The following is a 20,545-nucleotide window of genomic DNA, read 5'->3' as shown; positions in this document are numbered from 1 at the left end:
GGTAAAGGCTGAGGGCATTTGAAATGTGCCACCTTTTCCTAAAAATGTGCCCCCAAATGTGCCCCCAGATGTCCCTGGACTACGGAGCACTTCTGTGGACTTTGTCGCACTTCCAATTGAAGACTAGAGAGGGGAAAAAGAAAAAGGCCGGAAGGCTATGCACCTTCGCGGCCTTGAATTTGCAGGACAAGAATCGAACCCGTCACACCAGCTTTTCTGCCGAAATCCACATTGCTTTTCCTATGAGTTCTCCGGGCGATCATCGCTAAATTCGGACTTTTGCACTCCTCATGTCCCTTGCCAATGTCCCGCAGCTTAGGAGAAAAATGCGTTTTGGGCAGACCGCATTCGGCGACTTTCGCAACTCGTTTCGAGTGCCGTCTTGCGAGCTTTCTGGATCTATGCCGTCTTTGACGCGCTACGGCCTGTCACCTGCCGTTTAGGGAGGGGGCGCCTGTTTGTCGCGTTTTCCTCCGCCAAGCAAGGCGAAGCAGCGTTTTTACCTCTTCATCCGTGGTCTGTGCGAAATTTCGGTAGTACTGACCAACGGAGTGGAAGGGCTTCGGGGTGAGCTGACAGATCAGTTGGTCGACAAGTGGGCGTAGCATCGCCAGCGTCTCAACGGGGGCGACCGGCACGGCGACTACGATACGCGCCGGTGCCTGCTGGCGCACCGCCACAATCGCTGCTCGCATGGTGGCACCGGTCGCTATCCCGTCATCGACCAGTATCACCCGTTGCCCCAGCATGGTTGGCGCAGGACGTTTGCCTCTATAGACCTTGTCTCGGCGCAGCAACTCCAGGGTTTCCTCGTGAATTGCTGTCTCGATGGCCGTTGGGGAGATGTGCAGGTCACGGATGGCGTCATCGTTAAACACCTGTACGCCGCCACAGGCAATGGCGCCCATCGCCACCTCTTTGTGGCCGGGCGTGCCTAGTTTGCGCACTAGGATCAAATCCAGCCGCAGGGCCAGCGTATTGGCAACTTCATAGGCGACTGGAACACCGCCTCGAGGCAAGGCCAGCACGAGCACATCGGCTTGCTCACGAAATTCCCTCAAAGTCGCAGCCAGGGCTTGACCAGCCTCCGCCCGGTCACGAAACGGAGTATCCCACTTCATGTCTCTGGCTCCTCACCGTTCAAAACGTTGAACTACTCCTGATTTTCGCGCTTTGGGTGGACGCTTGGTTGACTTCTAGAGGCTGATACAGACCCAGCCTTCAACCCCGCGGCGCGCCATGACGCCCCCGCCACGCCTGCCCACTTCGTGGGGCGCAAATTGCTACCGGGTTGATTCACCCATAGGCCGCGCCAATGAACGCAATGCATGGCATTTGGGTTGTATCTTGTATTACGGGAAATTACGAGGTTTTCAGCACAAGCTGAGCGTCCGTCGCAGTGCTTGCGACGACAAAGTCCGTGTGTCAGCGTGGTTCGATCGCATGTAGAGCGATGCCGCAGAGGTCAACGACAAGTTCCTGAGCCTGCGCAATCCGGGGGCATCTATCACCGAGGTGAACCCCTTGAGCGTGACGCAGGGAGTGAATTTGCCGGTAGGGCAAAGCAATGCGTCGGGGATGCTGATTATCTCGATCGCACCGCAGCTGATCTGGCTGTTTGGCGACACGATCGAAAAGGTGTTTCTGGCCAAGGTGGACGCCATGGACTATGTGCCCGGCCTGCCACTGACCGAGCGCACCACACGCCGTGAACAGCTGACCACGCAGCTGCGCACACTGGAGGAAAAAGAAGAAGAGCTGATCTGTGAAGCCGAGCTGGCCCACCTGCCGATCTACCGCCGTGGTGCTGGCCTACGACCCGGACGGAGACATGGGGACACAAGGTGCACGGATGGTGAGTGTCAGCGGCAGCGCCCCCACATCGAACCCGGCCGCGCCCTAGAGCGAAAGCGCTTGCAGGTCTGCGGTGACGGTCTCTAGTCGATGCTGCGGCCGGTGTTGACGTTCATCATGCTGCGCCCCCGATAGGTCCGCCGCTGTTGCCGCTACCCGTCTGCACGCCACCATGCGGGCAAAGTTGCCAGCAGGGCGGTCGTCTGCGCGGGCCAATTGCAGCACTTCGTCCAGCTCTTGCTGGCCCAGGCGGATGGCAATGGGCTTGTCCACAGAGGCACTGACTAAAGCGGCGCGCTGGGATGTCTGCAGGTTGACGGTGGTGGTCATGTACGATGAGAACTGAGATTTACAACGTAACTGCATCTTTGATAGCAAAAATGAGCGTGTCAATGCATCATGGATGAATTTTGTGAGCTTATAGGCGAGCGAATCAAGGAAGAGCGCTTCCGCCTGGATATGCCACAGCTTGCATTTGCAGAGGCATGCAATGTCTCGAGATGTGCTTTGCTCAAATGGGAGAAGGGCGAAGCCACCCCAAATGCTGGCGTTTTGGCGCTGATGGCCGGTCTTGGTGTTGATGTGCTCTATGTAGTCACAGGACAAAAGGCCAATGCCTCAGAAAGCACCCTGGCCACAGCAGAGCGCGAACTGCTGCAAGCCTGGCGCAACAGCACTTCTGAAGGCCGTACTGCCCTGGAAGCTGTTGCAAAGCTCGCCTTTTCGTCAGAAGAGAAAGAGAAATAGGTAAGAACCGAATTTCGGGCTGACGGTCCAGAGAGACTGCGGCTCACAAAAGAGGGGGAGTGCAATGCTGGTTCTAGAGAGCGCCCGTTCAACGCGGCGAGGTCTTTTCACAGCCTTGGTCGCTGCTGCACTGGTGCCCACGGTGGCCCAGGCTCGCGGCGGCGGTGGCCGTCGCAATTCAGGTGGCAGTAGCCGTAGCTCGGGCGGCAGCATCCGAAGCAGCCGACGTAGCTATGGCAGCGGTGGCTCCGGGTACGGTTCGTCAGGTGGCGGCTACTACAGCGATAGCAGCAACGCGCCAAAGCCCCAGGTACAAAAGTCAGCTAGCGCTGCAACGCCCAAAGCGCAGAACACTGCTGCACGACCAACTCGCCGGTCTGCAGAGGACGATGTCTGTGAACCAAACTCCAGCTGTGTCGCTGAAATGAGAGCGCAAGCTGAGTTCAACCGGCAGTCTCGATGATGGCGCCCGGCACGCGCAAGCCGTGGGCTCAGCAAAAGTCTCTGCACTCCATATTCATAGCTGCATGCGCTTTAGTGCTGTTGGCTTTGAGCAGCTTTGACGTTAACGCTGCCAACTATCCATGCTCGGGCCGTAAGGGCGGTGTGTCGCATTGCCAGGGTGACCTGTTTATCTGCAATGACGGCTCCGTCAGCGGCTCCAAGCGCAGCTGCAGCGCAGAGATGGGCGGCGGTGCCAGCCGCGCGCTGGGGCTGACGTCACAGCCTAAACCTACCCAATCTGCTGGCGGTGATTGCAGTTGCCGCAGCGGCAATATCTGCACTGGACCACGTGGCGGGCAGTATTGCTATACGGATTCGGGGCGTAAGAGTTATTTGCGGCGGTGAGGTCGGTGGTCGACCGCTGATTCAGTGAATCAGATACAAAACTAGGAGGCAATCAACATGAGTCGTTGGGTCGATGCAGGGATGACGCATCCATTCCGTGCAACTTGGAAAGTTCTTTTAGAAGCTGTTGATAGTCAAGTAATTGATGATGTGACAGTGTTAACGACAGTTGAAGAGCTGGCAAGATTGAAAAAAATAATAGTGTACATCGATACTATTATTTCAGGATTGGATCTTGAATTGACGCCTCTGACTATATTTAATAGCTTTCAACAACAGGCTGCTCTCTGTCTCTCAGAAGTTCAAAATTATCAATCAAACCGTAATGCTGCTCATTTGTCCAACGCAAACGGTAATGCCGATAATTTACTATCGTACATACGGCCCTACATGGTTGTCCCAGAGGTTGCGCTTGATGCCTATGGAGCATCGGTTAAAGCTTACACAGATAAAGTTAATGGCTATATAAAATCGTTTGAGCAATCTGCAAAAAAATCTCAATCATCAATTTCCACCGCATTCGGTGAAATTCAGTCAAAGAAAGATAATATTGATGCGATAGAGATAAAGGTTAAGGAATTTTCGGCTTACCTCTTTGAAGGAGATGGTGATCATAGAGCAGCAGAGATATATATTAAGGATTTGATATCTAGCGTTGAATCTGATAAAAACTCTGTCGCAGCTTTCCGGAAAGAGTTGTTAGATGGGCCGGATTCAATCTCTAATACGATCAATTCGCACAAAAATAATATTCAGGCAATAAATTATGAACTAGGTGAAATGAGGGAGGCTTCCACTAAGGAGCACAAGGAGCTTAAATCATTTCATGCCACTATTTTCGGAAAACCTACAGAAGATGGTTCCGATACCCTGACGGGTGGATTGAAGCAAGAATTGGATGATAGAAAAAAAGATCTAAATGATTTTGAAGAGGATCAAAAAGTCAAGCACCAAGCAATGCATATTCAAATTGAATCGCTCTTGCCAGGTGCGACTAGTGCGGGTCTAGCTAGTGCATATAATAAACTGAAAAATTCATTCGATAGACCTATATTTATATATTCAGTTGCATTTTACATATCATTATTTTTAATGTTGATCGGTGGCTTGGTAATGGTTACTGATACATTTGGTTTTTCACCATTTGCGTGGACGATGGTAAAGGCCGGTGACTGGAGTGAGATGCTCCGCACAATTCTGACAAGAGTACCAATAATTGCACCTGTTATTTGGCTTGCCATTTTTTCCGCGACGCGCAGAAGTCAATACGAGAGACTGCAGCAAGAGTATGCGCACAAAGAATCTCTGGCTTCATCTTATCAAAGTTACAAGATGCAGCTTGTAGATTTAAAGGTTGATGGAGATCAATTGCAAAAAGAACTGATTGCTAAGTCGATTGATGCAATTGCCTATAACGCATCCAAGTCACTCGATGGCAATCACACGGAAAAACCGCCTGTTCTTCAACTGCTTGAAAAACTCAATTTGGATGAAATAAAGAGTCTGATTGAGCTTGTGCGTGGAAAGCTTAAGTCAAATTAATTTGAGTGTTTACTGGCAGAAGATATGAGTAATGCAGATGTTGTTGATGGAATTAGTTCAATTTCTGGTTCATTCCAAATATGGGGGGCTGCATTTGTAGGCGCTCTTATTATTTTCTGTCTTGGTATTTGTGTTTACAGAGCTAAATCCATAAACTTCCTTTTGGATAGGATATGGATATTTTTCGGGGGCAAGCTGGAATTCAATGACAAAGAACTTAATAATGATTGGGAGATTATTAGAGATTTGGAGCTATTTCGGTATAGGTATGGGTTCGATGTGGAAACAAAAGATCATGTTAGGTCATTGAGAAACTGGCTTTCCTCTAATAACGTGAACTTTCTTGAGCTTCGCAAGATTTCCAACCTCTTTGATGTCAGGCTTGGTCGCATAAAGAAAGATAGTTTTAAATATGACATTATTATTAATGTCACTCTTATTTTGGCTCTCGTATCATCTATTATTATTTCAAATATTTTTTTAAATACAAATGATGCGCAATTTGTCGTTGTTGAAACAGAGCAAAATTTTCATTTTGATGGAAAAAAGCTATCCATTTACGATGAGAAATTTAGTCGTAGGCAATGCGATGTGATGACCGCTGGAGCATATCCAGAGCCTGGCAGTGATGATGCCAATAAGAAGTTTAACAAGTACATCGCTTGCGGAATATTTGGTGTCGAAGGAAAAAAATTCTACCAAGATACTATAAAAAATCAAAAGCATTTTCTGCCGGAATTTTTGTTGCGTGTTTTGGAATGATTTTAGTTTTTGGTTATCAGATAATTAAATATATAATGGCTTCCAAAATTAATAAAAGAATTGAAGAATATAGTAAATATAAAAACTTAAAAAATAATGAAGATCTCGGAATTGAGTAATTAATTGAATTTCAGTAAAAATTAATCATTCATTTGCCTCATCCCCTCCATCCACGCCCTCGCTCTGCTGAGTCTCCAGCGTTAGCTGGCTGATATAGCCGCTGCTGCTCAGGCTGTGGCGCACGGCAGTGACCATCCACACGGTTTCATCGATCTGCTTTTTCCAGCAGCTGACGATCACTGGCCGCTGGGGCATGACATCGGCGCGGCCGTAGGCCAAGGTGATGTCAAAGGAGTAGATGCCGCGCTGGATGAGCAGCCATTCGGCACGGGCGGCAGCCAGAGCGTCCGCCTCGTTGGTAAAGGCTTTGACTTCGCTTCAAGAGCCGCAATCAGGCATTGGCAACGTCGTTGAATTCTAGAAAGTCAAAAAAAGCGATGTGGCTTTGGGCCCACATCGCTTTTTGTGCCGTTTATCGGTATCAGTTCAGGTCTTGAGACAGACCCATGGTCACGTAGTTGCCTTCGCCGAAATCAAGTTTCGTATTCTTGGATGTGGCCACTGCAACATAGGCGTAGGTTGTCTTGCCGTTGATGGTGATTTTGAAGGCTTTAGCTTTGACCACTGCGTCCTCTCTGGGGTCTTCCATCCCTTCGCCAGTAAACGCCTTTGAGAAGCCAAGCAAAGACTCTGGCTGAGCGTTTGAACCGTATGGGGTGTACGTGAAAGAGCCGTCGGAATGGAACTGGGTGAACCCAGTGTCTTGGCAATACTCATATTCACGGAAGATCTTGCCGACCAGCTCATTGCTGTCAGTTACGGGGGTCCAGTCATCAGAAATATAAGCATAGTGGACCGAGTACGGCTCACTTTGGCAGTACTGTGCAAAGCGATTGCTCAGAAAGCTGACGACGTTGCGCAGAGGCTGGCCAACCTGAGTCACATTGCCGTCTGAACTCATGGTGATCTTCGCAGTAGAGAGCCCGCGCTTGGGGTCGGGGATGGAGAGCACATAGTCCCCGCCATGGGTGAGCGCACCGCCGGCACGGAATGTCAGCATATTGCGAGTGGTGAACATGGAACCCGCAAATGCACCCTGAGTCAGAGGCTTGCCTGCAGAAGCGCTTGCAGCAGCTTCTGTTTGTGTGAGCCCTGTGGAGGTCAGTGCTGCGCCGTAGCTCTCCAGCAGATCATCACCTGCATCGCCCTTTTGAGCATTGAATGCGCTGGTCACAGGGTTGAAACCATCGGGAAGAGCTGGCTTTCCGGGCAGGCTGGCCAGAGTCTCTTTGAGCTTGTCTTGCGCACTGGCCAAAGCTGTAGCAGAGATTTTGCTGCCCAGATCCCCATTGTTGGCAGAGTCAAACCATGCGTTGGGCTTGCTGTTGCTGAGGATCCCGACCATCAGGTCGGTCAGCGGTGTGATGTTGGAGATACCAGAGCCTGCAACCACAGAGTGCAGGGGCGTGGCCAGAGCTTGGCCGTGAGCTTGACCACCATCCACTCGGATTACGCATGGATAGTCACCGCTCTTGAGGGAAACTTTCCAGGTGCCGTCAGTGCCGGTGGTTGTCGTCGCTGTAGCCCCCGAAGCACATTTCAGGGTGACAGTGCCTCCCACGATCGGAGCGCCCACTGCAGCTACGCCGCTGGCAGTCGTTGTGCTGGGGGCTGGATTACCTGCATTGCCGCTGTCTCCGCCACCGCCACCGCCGCATGCAACCAGTACTGCTCCCATGATTGCGCTCAAGGCGATTTGAGCAATTCCCTTGTTTGTGATCTTCTTCATTTATTTCCCCATTAATGATCTGTTCAAACTGCCGATGAATTTTTGTCAGCAGCAAACTAGAAGCACTCCCGCTAGCCACAGATGGCGCGTCATTTCGCAATGGTGCTTATCCATGGATGTGTTCATTTGTAACTGAAGCGGGCGGAGTATCGTTGGTTCTATTGCTTGATAGCAATAACTAACTCGTTTACAGAGAATGTGGAGCAGATGAAACCTACCTCTGACGGTTATTTGTCCTCCGCTTCATCACCGCCCTCCACGCCCTCGCTCTGCTGCGTTTCCAGAGTCAGCTGGCTGATGTAGCCGCTGCTGCTCAGGCTGTGGCGCACGGCGGTAACCATCCACACGGTCTCATCAATCTGCTTTTTCCAGCCGCTGACGATCACCGGCCGCTGGGGCATGGGCCATAGGCCAAGGTGATGTCGAACGAGTAAATGCCGCGCTGAATGCGCAGCCATTCGGCACGGGCGGCGGCCAGGGCGTCCGCCTCATTGGCATAGGTCTGGCGTAAGGTCTTGGCCCGGCCGCTGATGCCGGCCACCACGCTGGAACGGGTATCTGGCCCGGATCCTTGGGGTACATCCTGCAGAGCGCCTTGGGGGTACAAATGAAATGTGCCCCCAATTTTTGAAAGCATGCCCCCAAATGTACCCCCACATATGCGTGGATGCCATTGGACTCTGATGGACTTCAGTGGAAAGAAAAAGGCCGTTTTCAGCGGAGAAATAAAAAAGTCCGGAAGCCTTTGGAAGCTACCGGACTAGGAAATGGTCCCCCCGACAGGAATCGAACCTGTATCTGTCGCTTAGGAGGCGACCGTTCTATCCATTGAACTACGGGGAGGGACGCTGGATTCTACCCGTGTTGTCAGCCTGCGGATTCCAACCGACTTATTTATGCCGGCTCTGCGCGGTTGACTTCGACGGAGACATGGGTGAGTTCTTCGTGTACCGACAGCAGCTGGCGGATGTAGTCGGGGGTGACCGTAGCTGCACCCTCGACCGCGATGATGCAGGCATAGTGGCTCTTGCCCACACGCCAGACATGCAGGTCTGTGATGTTGACGGGGTGCGGACCTTGTGCAACAGCTTCACGCACTTCTTCCACGACGGGAGCATCCATTTCGGCATCGAGCAGCACGCGGCTGCTATCGTGCAGCAGGCCTGAGGCCCATATTGCCACCATCACGGAGCCGACAAGGCCCATGACCGAATCCAGCCAGGCAAAGCCCAGGAGCATGCCGCCCAGCAACGCTGCGATGGCCATGACCGATGTGGCAGCGTCTGCAATCACGTGCAGATAGGCGGAGCGCAGGTTCAGGTCGCCGTGCGCATGGTCGTGTCCATGGTGATGATCGTGGTGCGATTCATGGCCGTGGTGATGGTGGTTTCCGTCCTTGAGCAGCCAGGCGCAGGCCAGATTGACCAACAGACCAAGAGTTGCCACGCCTATGGCCTGCTGATAGTGAATGGCGGCAGGCGAGAGCAGGCGTTGTATGGATTCAAAGGCCATCAGGGCGGCAACCAGCAGCAGGCAGATGGCGCTGGTGTAGCCCGCCAGGATTTCTATCTTCCAGGTGCCGAAACTGAAGCGCCTGTCATTGGCCAGCTTGCGCGCAGCGGCATAGGCGCTGACGGATAGACCGAGCGCCAGCGCGTGTGAACTCATATGCCAGCCATCGGCCAGCAGGGCCATGGAGTTGAAGTAGTAGCCTGCAGTGATTTCCAGCACCATCATGGCCAGCGTCAGCAACATGGCCAGCTTGGCGTTTTTTTCACCCAGCGGATTGCCTTGGTCAAAGCTGTGGGAGTGCTGCCGGGTCAGTGTGGAGTTGGTGTATGAGGTCATGATTGGTATGTTTTCATATACTCTACCCCAGTATATTTTCCATGCCGGCATGAGGACTACAATTCCTGCTTATGTCGCATACCGTTTCGAATCAAAAGCCACTGCTCGCGCGCATTCGCCGTATCAAGGGGCAGACACAGGCCCTGGAGCGAGCTCTGGAAGAAGGGCAGGACTGTGCCGTGGTGCTGCAGCAACTGGCGGCTGTGCGCGGGGCCGTCAATGGTTTGATGCTGGAGTTACTCGAAGGCCATGTGCGCGAGCATCTGGGGGCCGAGGCTGCGACGGCCGAGCAGCGTGAGCAGGACCTGGAGCTGGTCGTGAAGGTGCTGCGTTCCTACGTCAAATAAGGCGTGGCAGCAGGCCGCTGAGGGCCTGTATAGATGGATCAGGACTGCAGTTGCTCGGTCAGAGCATTGACGAATGGCTGCGTAGCCATTCCCTGCCCAGAAATTCTTCAATCGACTGCTGCTGCAGCCCCTGGTCGAGCCGGCCGGCCGATGCGGCCACAAGCAAGTCATGGGCGCGGTTCATGACTTGCTCGCTGTCTGCAGCTGCGGGCTCGCCCAGCTCCTGCATCCATTCCTGCTGGATGCGAAGTATGAGCTTGCCGGCGGCTTGCTCCAGCGTGGTGCGGCTGCGTGGCATTTCAGGATTGATAGCTGTTATCGCTTAACAGTAAATGGTTATAGGCATATTTCATGCTTAATCCTTGCGAACGGTATACACGATGTCCATGGCGCTGGTCATGCCGGTCTGAGCGCGCAAGGTGACGCTGCGCGACAGGTCGTAGAAGATGTAGATGATGCCCATGGCTCCCGACAGGCTCTGCTCGTAGGTCAGGTAGAGCTTGTCCGAGATGCGCTTGCCCATGGTCAGCGCAGCACCTGCAGCATCCGTGCCGTCGCCGCCGCCCTTGAAGCCGACTTCATCGAGCCCCAGGCTGCCCGCAATCTTGCCGCTTGAGCTGTTGCCACCAGCCAGCAGGGCCATGGCGGCCTGCTGAAGCAAGGCGCTGCTGGCCCCGCCAGAGGCGGGATCGCGTCCCATGACCACCCAGGAGAGCTTTTCTGCATCGGGAAGAGCCGGGTCCGAATACAGCAGCACGCGTGGCGCACTGGCTGTGCCCAGCACTTGCACACCGGCCTTGACGGCAATATTCGGGCGCAGCGCCAGTATGTCCAGCGAGGGGTTGTTGTAGGGGCCATTGAAGCGTATCAGTCCGGTTTCCACATTCAGCGACTGTCCCCAGGCACGGTAGCGGCCTTCCTCGGTACGGATTTCTCCGGTCACGCTGGGCGGGCCGCCGATGTAGCTGGCTCCTCGCACTTCAAGCTGGCCCAGCAGTCGCGTGGTGATGCCAAAGCCTTGCAGAGCAAAGTCGCGGCCCATGTCGAGCTTGACGAGAATGTCGGGCACCTTGCGCGGCGTGGCCCGGGCCTGCTCCTTGCGTGCCTGTTGCTCGGCACGCTGGCGCTCTTCCTCTTCGGCCTTGCGCGATGCCGCCGAGCGCACGACCACATCCTTGTCCAGCGATGGTGCGGATTCCTCGGGCAGGATGATGGAGGCTCTGTCGACGCTGAGGTCGCCGCGCAGCGTGAACTGGCCCTGCTCCAGCCGGGCCTGCAGATCGCCGGAGACGCTGACCTGACGGTCGGCGCGCACCAGGACTTGCAGCTTGCTGGCCTTGGCCTGCAGATTCATGCTCAGGCCCGATTCAGCCCCCGTACCCGGTGGTGTGAACTGGGCATAGCCCGAACCGGTAAGCTGGCCGCCGTCTTCGGGAGCTCGGGTCAGGTTGCCGCTATAGCCCAGAATGCGTGCCTGGCTGCCCTTACCGCCCTTGAGGCGCAGCTCGGTGATGTCCAGCCTGGTGCCTTGCAGCTTGGCGCGCAGAATGCCGTCGCGCAGGTCCACGCCATCGAGCAGAGACACGATATTGAGTCCATCGGCCTTGATATCGCCCTGCCACTTGGGGTCCTGCAAGGTGCCGCTGATGCTGGCGTCAGCCGCCAGCGTGCCCTGAATGCGCCAGCCCGGTGGCGCAAACAGGGCCCACAGTCCCATATCTGGCATGTTGGCGTGTAACTGACCGGACAGAGGTGCCGTGGCGGGTAGCGTCCAGCCGTCCTGCTGATAGCTGAGCTGGGTGCGCAGTTCGGCACTGAGCTTGCCTGCACGCTCGCTCTCCCAGAGTAGCTTGGCGTTGACCTGGCTGCCCTGGGCCTGCACGTTGAGGCGTATATCCTTGATGCGCGAGCGCATGCCTGCGCCGCCGATCTGGCGCGTGCGCGTGCCGCCGGCGCGTGTGGCGGTGGGGCCGGTGGTCTGGATGACGGTGGTGCTGGAGCCATCGTCCACCGCCAGCCGCAGATCACCTGCGGCGCGCTCGACCGTGAGATCGGCCTTGAGATCCTTGCCCAAGGTGTCCAAGTTCCAGCGTGCGTTAAAGCTCAGGTCACCGGAAATGCCGGCTGCCTCCAGCGGCGGCTCGTCATCGCCAAGGCTGAAGGCATCGACCCAGGCCAGTGGAATTCCAAGCGCCTGCCCTGCGCTGCGCACACCCCATTGGCCGCTGCCGGTACGGGTGACGGAGCCCTCATCCCATGCCAGCTGTACAGGTGCCAGTGGCTCGCTGCTGGTACGTCTGATGCCCAACTTCGGGGGCGTGATCTGCAGCTTGCCGGCGCTGAACTGATAGACGGTGCTCAGCACCGTGCTGCCGCTGGTGCGCTGCCTGAGCTGCACGGGGGCTGGGGCTTGCAACTGCACTACCCAGGGGCCGGGCTTGTTCTTGTCGGGTGTGAGCTGGGCCTGCAGCTTTTCCAGACTGGCTTGCCAGTCCAGCGGTGCCATGCCCTTGCCGCCGACTAGACCGGCCTGCAAAGCGGTGTCGAGCTGAATGCTCTTGCCCGCTTGCTGGGCCTGTGCGGTCAGGCCGACCCTGGCATTTTCGGGGCTGCCGTCAATGCTCAATGCCAGCGCAGGCAGGACGGCGCCCTGGTCGACTGCGGTGCCGGCAGGCAGATAGCGAATCTTCTCGGCGCGCAGCTTGGCCTGAATCTGCAAGCCACTGGCGGGAATGGCCGCGCCATGGGGAGCGCTCAGGCGCTTGAGCAGATTTTCCCAACCGCCCTTCAGAGTCAGTTGCAGATCTGCGCTGCCATCGAGTTGCGCGCCGGCCAGCGGATCCTTGACGCCTGGCAGTTTGCGCAGCCATTGTGTGAGCGTGCTCATGGAGCTGAGCTGCAGCTGGCTTTGGACAGCGCCGCTAGCAGGACTCATCTGCCCGTCAAAGTTCAGCTGCGCACCGGGTGCCGTAGCCTTGAGTCGAGCCTTGGCCTGCTGGGTTTCGGTATTGAACTCCACGGCTCTGGCGTCGACGCTGGCTTGCAGGGCTTCCAGCTGCAGCTTTTCCAGTTGCAGCAGCGGAGCCTGCCACTGGCCGCTGGCCGCCAGTGTCTGAATGCGCAAGGCTTTGCTGTCGCGCTTGCCGCCCGCTGCCTGCAGATTAGCGGCAAACACAATCTTGCTGGCAGCGGCATCGCCGCTGCCAGGCTCGGCTTGCACAGCCTTGGCGCTGATTTCGCCTTCCAGAGGGGCGGCTTCCAGCGTGCTGTAGAGATCGGCCGGGTTGAGCTGTTCCACCGTGGCCAGGCCTTCAAACAACCGGGTGCTCGGAGTGAACTGACCGCCGAGCGCGATATTGCCCTTGCCGATCTGGATACGAGAGTCGTCGACCTGCCATTGCTGGCCGTTGAAATGGACTCGGGCCATCAGCTCGGCCACGGGCAGGCGTTGCCGGTCCCAGGGGCCGGGCAGCGAGTTGCTGAAACTGGTGTTCAGGTTCCAGGGCTGAGCCTCCAGGTCCGTAGCTGCAGCTACCGTTTCGTCGGGGCCAGCCTGCAATTGGCCGGTCAACAGGGTGCGCGGTCCTTGAGGCCAGAATGCCGAGACATCGAGATTGCGGAGCTGGGCCTTGGCAGCCAGCAGCGGCTGGCTGCGCCAGGGCATGATGCTGGCCTCCACATCCGCTTGCATGGGGGCGGCATCTGCTGCTTGCCCGGACTTCGCGCCTGAGGGCTGCGGGTTGCCTTTGAGTTTGGGGTCGAGAGCTGTTTTTACTTGAGTGTCTGCGCTGGAGCCGAAGGCCTCGGCGCTGGCATTGGCCTTGATCTCCAGCTTGGCCGCGTCGGTGGCCAGAGTGCCTTCGGCTGTCACTCTGGCCTGCACGGCAATGGTGTTGGCAGAATCATCGCTTTTGTCCAGCGGATTGGGCACTTGCACATCGCCGCTTGCTTCGGCCTGCAAGGACATGGGTGCGGCGCCCTGCAACTTCAGCTGGGCCTGGTAGGCGCCCTGGGCAAAGCGCAGGCTGCTGACTTTGAGTTCGTGATGCGTGCCCGTGTATTCATAGCGACCGCGAAGGTCCTGCACCACGGCTTCAGGCGGGCCTTGCCAGATGATCTGATCGACCTTGAAGGGCAGCTCTATCTTCACTGGAAGGGTCAGCGACTGCAGCGGTTCGCTGGCGGGTTTGTCGGGATCAGGGGTGCTGGAAATGCGCAACTCGGCAATATGAACCTCGCCCAGCTTGAGCGTACGCGACAGCAGCAAAGGCCTGAACTGCCAGCCGATCTGAGCTTCCCTGACTTCGACCTTCATGGTCGGGCTTTGCCATTGCAGCCAGCCGATGCGGCCGCCATTCTTGACACTGCCCGTGACCTCTTTGGCGACCAGGGTCTGGTCTGCGGGCATCCAGCCGGCCACACGCTGCAGCGTTTGGTTGAGCGAGTCGTCCCTGCCAATCCACCACAGCAAGCTGCCGAGCGCCAGCACCAGGGCGAGCAGGGTCGCTGCAAAGGTCCAACCCAGCGCGCGTAGCCAGCGGCGGCGTTTGAGAGGTGAAGAGGATGCCTTGGCGGGAGGGGAGGTGTTTTGTTCTGCCATGCTTAAAACGTGAAGCCAAGACGCAGGTGCAGGCGCAGTTGCTGCTCCTGTGCGCCCCAGGCGAGATCTGCTTGAATTGGGCCAACCGGGCTTTTCCAGCGAATGCCGGTGCCAAAACCGACGCGGGTGTAGAGGCGGTTGATGTCATCGCCCACGGTGCCGGCATCGATGAAGACGGCGTGCTCGAAGTCCTGGGTATTTCCCTTGATGGTGATGGGCCGCTGCCATTCCACGCTGCCCATCGCCAGATAGCGGCCCGCAATCACACGGCCGTTGTCGGTGCGTGCGCCAATCGATTGATAGCCGTAGCCGCGCACCGTGTTGTCGCCGCCGGTCAGAAACATGATGGTGGTGGGCAGATCCACATCTTTCTTGGCCATGACGGCGCCGACTCCAGCCTTGAGCTGCAGACGGCTGTGGCGCCTGGTTTCCTCGTCGCGCTCGCCCAGCGGGATCAGGCTGAGCCAGCGCCCAGTGAGGCGCCCGAACGGCGAGCGCTGCGGCGTCAGCGTGGTGCCGGCACCAGCCTCCAGGGCCAGGCCGAAGCCGGAGGTGGGCAGCAGATTGTTGTCGAAATAGCGGGCCGTCCAGCCATAGTTGGCCAGCAGCGAGGAAGCACCGGGCGGAGCACCTGCGCCCTGGGTCTTGGCATAGTCGTACTGCAGGTACATATTGCGCTCTATACGGTCTTCGGCCTTGGAGCGGCCAAAGCGCATCTGTGCACTGTTGGTGTAGAAGTCGCCTGCAGGCGCACGCTCGAGCTTGCCGCTGGCAAACCAGCGCCAGAGATTCTCTCCGGGAAGGCCAACCAGCTGCGTGGATATAAGCGGGTTCTTCCTGTCCAGCTGCAGCTTGCTGACGGCGCGCCAGTTCAGACCGGGCACCTTGTTGTAAGTGTGGTCGATGGACAGACGAGGTCCGGTGTCCGTGCTCAGACCCACGCCGAACACCCATTTCTGCAGCTTGGCTTCGCGCACCTTGGCAATCACGGGCGAGGTGATGGCTGCACCCTGATTCTTGCGCTGCTCGTCGCGCTCAGCTTCGGTAGCGGCCTGTTGTGGCGAATCGGCCAGGGAGAGAAATACCGAGTCGTAATAGCCGCTGCTGACCAGGCGCTGCTGCGCATCGAGCATGCTTTGCAAGTCATATTCCTGACCTTCCGGAAGGCGCGCAATACGGGCCGTTCGCACCGGGTCGTAGCGCTCGGCGCCATCAATCTGTAGCGGACCGAAGGTATAGGCAGGGCCGGGGGCATAGCTAACGCTGACCTGGGCCTTGTTGGTGTCGGCATCCACATCGGCCAGACTGGTATCTATGCGTGCCAGCGGGTAGCGGCGCTTTTGCAGCTCCTTGAGACCACCGCTCTTGGCGCTGCTCCAGGCCGATTGCGAGAATTGCTCGCCAGCCTGCAGCGGCCAGGTTTCTTCGATCTGCAGGCGCTGCGAGGTCCCCAGTTCATCGCTGGCATTGACGCCGGTAAAACGCACCTCGGATTTTTCAATGATGGTGGGCGGGCCTGGATCGACCTTGACCACCACTTTGCGTGGCGCTTCTTCCTCGGGTGTATCGGTCAGCTCCACGGTCACCGTGGGACTGAAATAGCCAAGGGTGCCTATCAGCTCGCGCACGTTGGCATCAGTCGCGCCCAGCAGGCGTGTCAGCTCGCGGCGCTGCAGATCGGGCTGGTGGCGAAAACGCTTGAGTTCAAGATGCTGCTCCAGCAGCGCACGGACTTGTTTGGGGGCATCGACTTCCAGAGTGAAGGCTGGGGGGCCGCTGGTGTCGATGCCCATGGCTTCGGCTTCTTTGTCTTTGGGGGAAAGCAGGCTGCAGCCGCTGAGGAGCAAGGCGGCTCCCAAAAGCAAAGCCGGCCTCAAGGCCGGCTTTTTCAAGGGCAAGGTCTGGGGCATGCCCCTATTTTGACAGCATGCGCATGGCGTCTTCCAAGCCTTTGAGCGACAAAGGGTACATGCGGTCCCCCATCAGCTGCTGGATGATGCTGATGCTCTGGCGGTACTGCCATACGCCCTGAGGTTCGGGGTTGATCCAGGCAAAGTGCGGGAAGGCATTCGTCAGGCGCTGCAGCCACTCGGCACCGGGCTCCTCGTTCATGTACTCGACCGAGCCGCCGGGCTGCAGGATTTCATAGGGGCTCATGGTCGCGTCACCGACAAAGATCAGCTTGTAGTCCTTGTTGTACTTGCGAATGATGTCCCAGGTCGGAAATTTTTCGGCAAAGCGGCGGCGGTTGTTCTTCCACATGAAGTCGTAGACACAGTTGTGGAAGTAATAGAACTCCAGATGCTTGAGCTCGCTCTTCACGGCCGAGAACAGTTCTTCCACTCGCTGTATATGCTCGTCCATGGTGCCGCCCACGTCCATGAGCAGCAGCACTTTCACATTGTTGTGCCGCTCGGGGATCATCTTGATGTCGAGATAGCCCGCATTGGCGGCCGTGGAGCGGATGGTGTCCGGCAGGTCCAGTTCCAGTTCGCTGCCCTGGCGCGCAAACTTGCGCAGGCGGCGCAGAGCGACCTTGATGTTGCGCGTGCCCAGTTCCTGGGTGTCGTCATAGTCGCGGTAGGCGCGCTGCTCCCAGACCTTGACGGCGCTCTTGTTGCGGCCCGGCCCGCCAATGCGTATGCCCGCCGGGTTGTAGCCGCCATGGCCGAAGGGGCTGGTGCCGCCAGTACCAATCCATTTGTTGCCGCCTTCGTGGCGTTCCTTTTGCTCCTCCAGGCGCTTCTTGAGCGTCTCCATCAACTCGTCCCAGCCCATGGCTTCGATCTTGGCCTTGTCCTCGGGGCTGAGTTCGCGCTCCAGCAGCTTTTGCAACCAGTCCTGCGGAATTTCCTTGGTCAGGTCGGCCAGCATCTCCACGCCCTTGAAATAGGCGGAAAAAGCGCGGTCGTACTTGTCGTAGTGCTTCTCGTCCTTGACCAGAATGATTCGGCCCAGGTGGTAGAAGTCGTCCAGGCTCCAGCGATCTTCGCTCTTGGGGCCGATGATGCCCGCGTCCAGTGCTTCCAGCAGAGCCAGAAACTCCTTGACCGACACAGGCAGTTTGGCGGCGCGCAGGGTATAGAAGAAATCGATCAGCATGAAAAATGCCTCCAGCGCTTATGCAGCGGGTGCATGTTGCTCCAGAAGGTAGAGCAGTTGTGCACGGGCTTCAGGCCATTCGCCACTGCGCATGCTGTACATCACGGTGTCGCGAATCGTGCCGTCGCGGCGCAGCGCATGGCCGCGAATCACGCCATCCTTCTTGGCTCCCAGACGCTCGATGGCGCGCTGGCTGGCGAAGTTGAAGTTGTCCGTGCGCCAGCCCACCACATGGCAGCCAAGCGTACCGAAGGCATGGGCCAGCAGCAGCAGCTTGGCCGAAGTGTTGACATGGGTGCGCTGCACGCTTTTGGCATACCAAGTGTAGCCAATCTCCACACGGCGAATGGCAGGCACGATGTCGTGATAGCTGGTCGTGCCCAGCACCTTGCCGGTGGCATCGTCAAGCACGGCGAACGCAAAGCGGTGGCCCTGGTCGCGGCCCAGCAGCGCGGCCTCGATATAGCTGCGTACTTCGCCAGGCTCGGGCACGGAAGTCACTCGTATCTTCCACAGCTCTCCATCGGCTGCGGCCGCTGCCAGTCCAGGCTCATGGCTCAGAGCCAGCGGCTCCAGCCGCACGCCGCGGTCGCGCAAGGTCACAGGTTCTACAAAAGTCATGGCTCGCTCACTCAAAGTGGATTGCGCTTGCCGCGCCAGAGTCGGGCCAGCTTGAGCCCCAGGCCTCCGCCAAGTCCCACCAAGGCGATGGCGGCAATGCTGCCCGCACCATAGCCCTGGGCAAACAGGTCAAGCCCCAGCACATGGGAAAGGCCCCAGCCCAGCAGGGCTCCACCCACAAAGCCGATGGCGTCGGAGCCACCTTCCAGCAGCAGTTGTTGTGCGGTGCTCATGGGCTGTGTCTCCTCGGTTCTTAAGGAAGGTTAGCGGTTGCGCTGGTTCATGAAGACCAGCTTTTCAAACAGGCTCATATCCTGCTCGTTCTTGAGCAGTGCGCCAACCAGGGGCGGTACGCTGACCTTGCCTTCCTCGGACTGCAGGGCCGATGCAGGGATCTCCTCGGCGACCAGCAGTTTGAGCCAGTCGATCAACTCGCTGGTTGAAGGCTTTTTCTTGAGGCCGGGCAGATTGCGCACATCGTAGAAGACCTTCATGGCGGCGCTCAGCAACTCACCCTGCAGCCTAGGGAAATGCACGTTCACGATCTGGCGCATGGTGTCGGCATCGGGGAACTTGATGTAGTGGAAAAAGCAGCGGCGCAAGAAGGCGTCGGGCAATTCCTTTTCGTTGTTCGAGGTGATGAAGACCAGCGGGCGGTGCTTGGCGCGGATCATCTCGTGGGTTTCGTAGCAATAGAACTCCATGCGATCAATCTCGCGCAGCAAGTCGTTGGGGAACTCGATGTCGGCCTTGTCGATCTCGTCGATCAGCAGGGCCACGGGGCGTTCCGCCGTGAAAGCCTGCCAGAGCACGCCCTTGACGATGTAGTTGTGAATGTCCTTGACGCGCTCGTCTCCCAACTGCGAATCGCGCAGACGGCTTACGGCGTCATACTCATACAGGCCTTGCTGGGCCTTGGTGGTGGACTTGATATGCCACTGCAGCAGTGGCATGTCCAGCGCCTGAGCCACTTCCTCGGCCAGCATGGTCTTGCCCGTGCCGGGCTCGCCCTTGATCAGCAGAGGGCGCTGCAGGGTAGCGGCAGCGTTGACGGCCAGCATCAGATCTTGCGTGGCCACGTATTTGTCGGAACCTTGAAACTTCATGGGCGGTATCAGCGTAAGTATTGATAAGCGTGCGAAATTCTCACTGCCATAATCGTTTGCACTGCAGCAAGGCATTTGAGCACCCGTCTGAACTCTTGAAGGATTGTGCGCGCAAAATGATAAAAACTTGGACCACGGTATTGGCAGTAGTTGTCGCATCAGTGACCGGCGCGGCAAACGCCCAGGCTGTCAAGGGCGATGCAAAGGCCGGCGAAGGCAAGATCGCCATGTGCATAGGCTGTCATGGCATCACCGGTTATCAGGCCAGCTTCCCTGAGGTTTACAAGGTGCCGATGATCGGCGGGCAAAACGAGGCCTATATCGTCTCGGCTCTGAATGCCTATAAAAAAGGCGAACGAAAACACCCCACCATGCGCGGCATTGCCGACTCGCTGAGCGAGCAGGACATGGCCGATGTGGCGGCCTTCTATGCAGGTCATGGCAAGGCCAAGGATGGCAAGGCCAAGGAGGCGAACCCTGCTGTCACGGCGCTGCTGCAAAAAGGTGCCTGCTTCTCCTGTCACGGTGAAGGCTTTTCAAAGCCCATTGACCCGTCCTACCCCAAGGTGGCAGGGCAGTATTCGGACTATGTCTTGCGCGCGTTGCAGTCATACAAAACCGATGGCAATCCGCTCATCGGGCGCAGCAATGGCGTGATGGCGGGTATTGCCAAGCAGTTCAAGAACGACGAGCTGCAGCAACTTGCCAAGTACATCGGCAGCCTGGACAGCGAGATGCAGGTGGTGGCGCAGCCGCACTTCCGTCTGGGCCAGAAGTAGCTCGGCTGCGACAAAGAAAAAGCCCGTGAAGACGGGCTTTTTCTTTGTCTCCATGAAGTGCCGCTCTGCGGCACATCGCCTCAGGGGCTGCTTTTGAAACTGCCGTCGGTGGTGGCCAGACGCTGAACTCCGGCGACATACGCCTCACCATCGGGCGGGCGTCCCGAGCGTTGGCTTTCCCAGAGCATCTGGCCGAGGCATTCCATCGCGGCGTGATGGGCGTCATGCAGATCACGCTTTCTGGTCAGCAGTTCCACGGCCTGGCGTATGCCGCGTGGCGAGTCCACGCTGCACTGTTCGCTGATGGACAGATGCATGGACAGGTGCAGAAACGGGTTGGTACGCTCGGTCTCCGCATCGTAGTTGCGCGCCACGGCGGCATCCACGTCGGAGAGCTCATCGAAATACTCTGGGTGCTCGTCTATCCACAGGCTGGCCAGCGTCTCGATGGCCTCCATGGGCGCGCCGCTGATCATCTTGGCGCGCACACCGCAAAAAAATCGCCGTACGTCGGCTTGACTGGGGTTGAACATGATGGC

At 57.3% G+C, this 20,545-nt stretch carries 22 protein-coding genes and 1 tRNA gene; 7 read left to right on the top strand and 16 right to left on the bottom strand.

Annotated features, from left to right (window positions below):
• Positions 1 to 428: 428 nt before the first annotated feature.
• Complete coding sequence (locus DFO48_RS08860) at positions 429 to 1,121, bottom strand: phosphoribosyltransferase (RefSeq protein ID WP_114863166.1); 693 nt, start codon at positions 1,119 to 1,121, stop codon at positions 429 to 431.
• A 457-nt stretch (positions 1,122 to 1,578) separates the two neighbouring features.
• On the opposite strand from DFO48_RS08860, the gene DFO48_RS08855 reads away from it, so the two are divergent.
• Positions 1,579 to 1,941 carry a hypothetical protein gene (locus tag DFO48_RS08855; protein ID WP_114863165.1) on the top strand — a complete coding sequence of 121 codons (363 nt, stop codon included), beginning with the start codon at positions 1,579 to 1,581 and terminating at the stop codon, positions 1,939 to 1,941.
• On the opposite strand, the gene DFO48_RS08850 is transcribed toward DFO48_RS08855, so the two are convergent.
• Positions 1,900 to 2,184 carry a hypothetical protein gene (locus DFO48_RS08850; RefSeq protein ID WP_147282730.1) on the bottom strand — a complete coding sequence of 95 codons (285 nt, stop codon included), beginning with the start codon at positions 2,182 to 2,184 and terminating at the stop codon, positions 1,900 to 1,902. The genes DFO48_RS08855 and DFO48_RS08850 overlap by 42 nt on opposite strands.
• Before the next feature lie 69 nt (positions 2,185 to 2,253).
• Here DFO48_RS08850 and DFO48_RS08845 point away from each other — a divergent pair, with 69 nt between their 5' ends.
• From DFO48_RS08845 to DFO48_RS08830, 4 genes are all read left to right on the top strand, one after another.
• Positions 2,254 to 2,601, top strand: coding sequence for a helix-turn-helix domain-containing protein (locus DFO48_RS08845; RefSeq protein WP_114863163.1), 348 nt, complete (start codon positions 2,254 to 2,256; stop codon positions 2,599 to 2,601).
• Positions 2,602 to 3,150: 549 nt separating this feature from the next.
• Positions 3,151 to 3,450, top strand: a complete 300-nt coding sequence (locus DFO48_RS25865; protein ID WP_003075434.1) for a hypothetical protein — start codon at positions 3,151 to 3,153, stop codon at positions 3,448 to 3,450.
• A gap of 57 nt (positions 3,451 to 3,507) precedes the next feature.
• Positions 3,508 to 4,992 carry a hypothetical protein gene (locus DFO48_RS08835; RefSeq protein WP_138983849.1) on the top strand — a complete coding sequence of 495 codons (1,485 nt, stop codon included), beginning with the start codon at positions 3,508 to 3,510 and terminating at the stop codon, positions 4,990 to 4,992.
• A 24-nt stretch (positions 4,993 to 5,016) separates the two neighbouring features.
• Positions 5,017 to 5,754 carry a DUF6216 family protein gene (locus DFO48_RS08830; RefSeq protein ID WP_147282729.1) on the top strand — a complete coding sequence of 246 codons (738 nt, stop codon included), beginning with the start codon at positions 5,017 to 5,019 and terminating at the stop codon, positions 5,752 to 5,754.
• Between the two features lie 144 nt (positions 5,755 to 5,898).
• On the opposite strand, the gene DFO48_RS08825 is transcribed toward DFO48_RS08830, so the two are convergent.
• The 6 genes from DFO48_RS08825 to dmeF form a co-directional block, all read right to left on the bottom strand.
• The gene (locus DFO48_RS08825; protein WP_114863161.1) at positions 5,899 to 6,093 is read right to left on the bottom strand and encodes a hypothetical protein; all 195 of its coding nucleotides are present in this window, start codon (positions 6,091 to 6,093) and stop codon (positions 5,899 to 5,901) included.
• 202 nt (positions 6,094 to 6,295) lie between these two features.
• Entirely contained in the window at positions 6,296 to 7,603 is a 1,308-nt protein-coding gene (locus DFO48_RS08820; protein ID WP_042437689.1) for a hypothetical protein, read from the bottom strand.
• A gap of 227 nt (positions 7,604 to 7,830) precedes the next feature.
• A complete protein-coding gene (locus DFO48_RS25415; RefSeq protein WP_003075444.1) occupies positions 7,831 to 8,004 on the bottom strand; it encodes a hypothetical protein in 174 nt (57 codons plus the stop codon).
• Positions 7,986 to 8,210 (bottom strand): hypothetical protein, encoded by a 225-nt coding sequence (locus tag DFO48_RS08815; protein WP_003075445.1) that lies wholly within the window; start codon positions 8,208 to 8,210, stop codon positions 7,986 to 7,988. Before DFO48_RS08815 ends, DFO48_RS25415 begins: the two co-directional genes overlap by 19 nt.
• Positions 8,211 to 8,371: 161 nt before the next feature.
• Positions 8,372 to 8,446, bottom strand: a tRNA-Arg gene (locus tag DFO48_RS08810).
• 51 nt (positions 8,447 to 8,497) lie between these two features.
• Positions 8,498 to 9,451, bottom strand: a complete 954-nt coding sequence (dmeF, locus tag DFO48_RS08805; RefSeq protein WP_003075447.1) for a CDF family Co(II)/Ni(II) efflux transporter DmeF — start codon at positions 9,449 to 9,451, stop codon at positions 8,498 to 8,500.
• 71 nt (positions 9,452 to 9,522) lie between these two features.
• On the opposite strand from dmeF, the gene DFO48_RS08800 reads away from it, so the two are divergent.
• Positions 9,523 to 9,798 (top strand): metal/formaldehyde-sensitive transcriptional repressor, encoded by a 276-nt coding sequence (locus DFO48_RS08800; protein ID WP_003075449.1) that lies wholly within the window; start codon positions 9,523 to 9,525, stop codon positions 9,796 to 9,798.
• 58 nt (positions 9,799 to 9,856) lie between these two features.
• Here DFO48_RS08800 and DFO48_RS08795 read toward each other — a convergent pair whose 3' ends face one another.
• From DFO48_RS08795 to DFO48_RS08765, 7 genes are all read right to left on the bottom strand, one after another.
• On the bottom strand, positions 9,857 to 10,096 hold the full coding sequence (locus tag DFO48_RS08795) for a hypothetical protein (RefSeq protein ID WP_114863160.1): 240 nt from the start codon (positions 10,094 to 10,096) through the stop codon (positions 9,857 to 9,859).
• Between the two features lie 57 nt (positions 10,097 to 10,153).
• Positions 10,154 to 14,398: a translocation/assembly module TamB domain-containing protein gene (locus DFO48_RS08790; protein ID WP_114863159.1), complete on the bottom strand. Its 4,245-nt coding sequence runs from the start codon at positions 14,396 to 14,398 to the stop codon at positions 10,154 to 10,156.
• A 2-nt stretch (positions 14,399 to 14,400) separates the two neighbouring features.
• Positions 14,401 to 16,191, bottom strand: a complete 1,791-nt coding sequence (locus DFO48_RS08785) for an autotransporter assembly complex family protein (RefSeq protein ID WP_003075454.1) — start codon at positions 16,189 to 16,191, stop codon at positions 14,401 to 14,403.
• A 121-nt stretch (positions 16,192 to 16,312) separates the two neighbouring features.
• Entirely contained in the window at positions 16,313 to 17,500 is a 1,188-nt protein-coding gene (locus DFO48_RS08780) for a VWA domain-containing protein (protein WP_114863158.1), read from the bottom strand.
• A gap of 18 nt (positions 17,501 to 17,518) precedes the next feature.
• On the bottom strand, positions 17,519 to 18,121 hold the full coding sequence (locus DFO48_RS08775) for a GNAT family N-acetyltransferase (RefSeq protein WP_003075456.1): 603 nt from the start codon (positions 18,119 to 18,121) through the stop codon (positions 17,519 to 17,521).
• 11 nt (positions 18,122 to 18,132) lie between these two features.
• Positions 18,133 to 18,354: a hypothetical protein gene (locus tag DFO48_RS08770; RefSeq protein WP_003075460.1), complete on the bottom strand. Its 222-nt coding sequence runs from the start codon at positions 18,352 to 18,354 to the stop codon at positions 18,133 to 18,135.
• 30 nt (positions 18,355 to 18,384) lie between these two features.
• Entirely contained in the window at positions 18,385 to 19,227 is an 843-nt protein-coding gene (locus tag DFO48_RS08765) for a MoxR family ATPase (protein ID WP_003075462.1), read from the bottom strand.
• Between the two features lie 116 nt (positions 19,228 to 19,343).
• Between DFO48_RS08765 and DFO48_RS08760 the strand changes: the two genes are divergently transcribed.
• Positions 19,344 to 20,006 (top strand): cytochrome c, encoded by a 663-nt coding sequence (locus DFO48_RS08760; RefSeq protein WP_034348604.1) that lies wholly within the window; start codon positions 19,344 to 19,346, stop codon positions 20,004 to 20,006.
• 80 nt (positions 20,007 to 20,086) lie between these two features.
• Here DFO48_RS08760 and DFO48_RS08755 read toward each other — a convergent pair whose 3' ends face one another.
• Complete coding sequence (locus tag DFO48_RS08755; protein ID WP_003075467.1) at positions 20,087 to 20,539, bottom strand: DUF1841 family protein; 453 nt, start codon at positions 20,537 to 20,539, stop codon at positions 20,087 to 20,089.
• Positions 20,540 to 20,545 lie beyond the last annotated feature (6 nt).

Source organism: Comamonas sp. AG1104, from assembly GCF_003350425.1.
GTDB classification, from domain to species: Bacteria; Pseudomonadota; Gammaproteobacteria; order Burkholderiales; family Burkholderiaceae_C; genus Comamonas; species Comamonas testosteroni.
This window is presented reverse-complemented; position numbering and strand designations above follow the sequence as displayed.

Bases quoted from the DNA above. Each gene is read 5' to 3' on its own strand.
- DFO48_RS08845 (WP_114863163.1), top strand. From the start codon at position 2,254: ATGGATGAATTTTGTGAGCTTATAGGCGAGCGAATCAAGGAAGAGCGC.
- DFO48_RS08830 (WP_147282729.1), top strand. From the start codon at position 5,017: ATGAGTAATGCAGATGTTGTTGATGGAATTAGTTCAATTTCTGGTTCA.
- DFO48_RS08785 (WP_003075454.1), bottom strand. From the start codon at position 16,191: ATGGGCATCGACACCAGCGGCCCCCCAGCCTTCACTCTGGAAGTCGAT.
- DFO48_RS08855 (WP_114863165.1), top strand. From the start codon at position 1,579: ATGCTGATTATCTCGATCGCACCGCAGCTGATCTGGCTGTTTGGCGAC.
- DFO48_RS08770 (WP_003075460.1), bottom strand. From the start codon at position 18,354: ATGAGCACCGCACAACAACTGCTGCTGGAAGGTGGCTCCGACGCCATC.
- DFO48_RS08850 (WP_147282730.1), bottom strand. From the start codon at position 2,184: ATGACCACCACCGTCAACCTGCAGACATCCCAGCGCGCCGCTTTAGTC.
- dmeF (WP_003075447.1), bottom strand. From the start codon at position 9,451: ATGACCTCATACACCAACTCCACACTGACCCGGCAGCACTCCCACAGC.
- DFO48_RS08795 (WP_114863160.1), bottom strand. From the start codon at position 10,096: ATGCCACGCAGCCGCACCACGCTGGAGCAAGCCGCCGGCAAGCTCATA.
- DFO48_RS08760 (WP_034348604.1), top strand. From the start codon at position 19,344: ATGATAAAAACTTGGACCACGGTATTGGCAGTAGTTGTCGCATCAGTG.
- DFO48_RS08820 (WP_042437689.1), bottom strand. From the start codon at position 7,603: ATGAAGAAGATCACAAACAAGGGAATTGCTCAAATCGCCTTGAGCGCA.
- DFO48_RS25415 (WP_003075444.1), bottom strand. From the start codon at position 8,004: ATGCCCCAGCGGCCGGTGATCGTCAGCGGCTGGAAAAAGCAGATTGAT.
- DFO48_RS08765 (WP_003075462.1), bottom strand. From the start codon at position 19,227: ATGAAGTTTCAAGGTTCCGACAAATACGTGGCCACGCAAGATCTGATG.
- DFO48_RS08835 (WP_138983849.1), top strand. From the start codon at position 3,508: ATGAGTCGTTGGGTCGATGCAGGGATGACGCATCCATTCCGTGCAACT.
- DFO48_RS08860 (WP_114863166.1), bottom strand. From the start codon at position 1,121: ATGAAGTGGGATACTCCGTTTCGTGACCGGGCGGAGGCTGGTCAAGCC.
- DFO48_RS08800 (WP_003075449.1), top strand. From the start codon at position 9,523: ATGTCGCATACCGTTTCGAATCAAAAGCCACTGCTCGCGCGCATTCGC.
- DFO48_RS08775 (WP_003075456.1), bottom strand. From the start codon at position 18,121: ATGACTTTTGTAGAACCTGTGACCTTGCGCGACCGCGGCGTGCGGCTG.
- DFO48_RS08790 (WP_114863159.1), bottom strand. From the start codon at position 14,398: ATGGCAGAACAAAACACCTCCCCTCCCGCCAAGGCATCCTCTTCACCT.
- DFO48_RS08780 (WP_114863158.1), bottom strand. From the start codon at position 17,500: ATGCTGATCGATTTCTTCTATACCCTGCGCGCCGCCAAACTGCCTGTG.
- DFO48_RS08755 (WP_003075467.1), bottom strand. From the start codon at position 20,539: ATGTTCAACCCCAGTCAAGCCGACGTACGGCGATTTTTTTGCGGTGTG.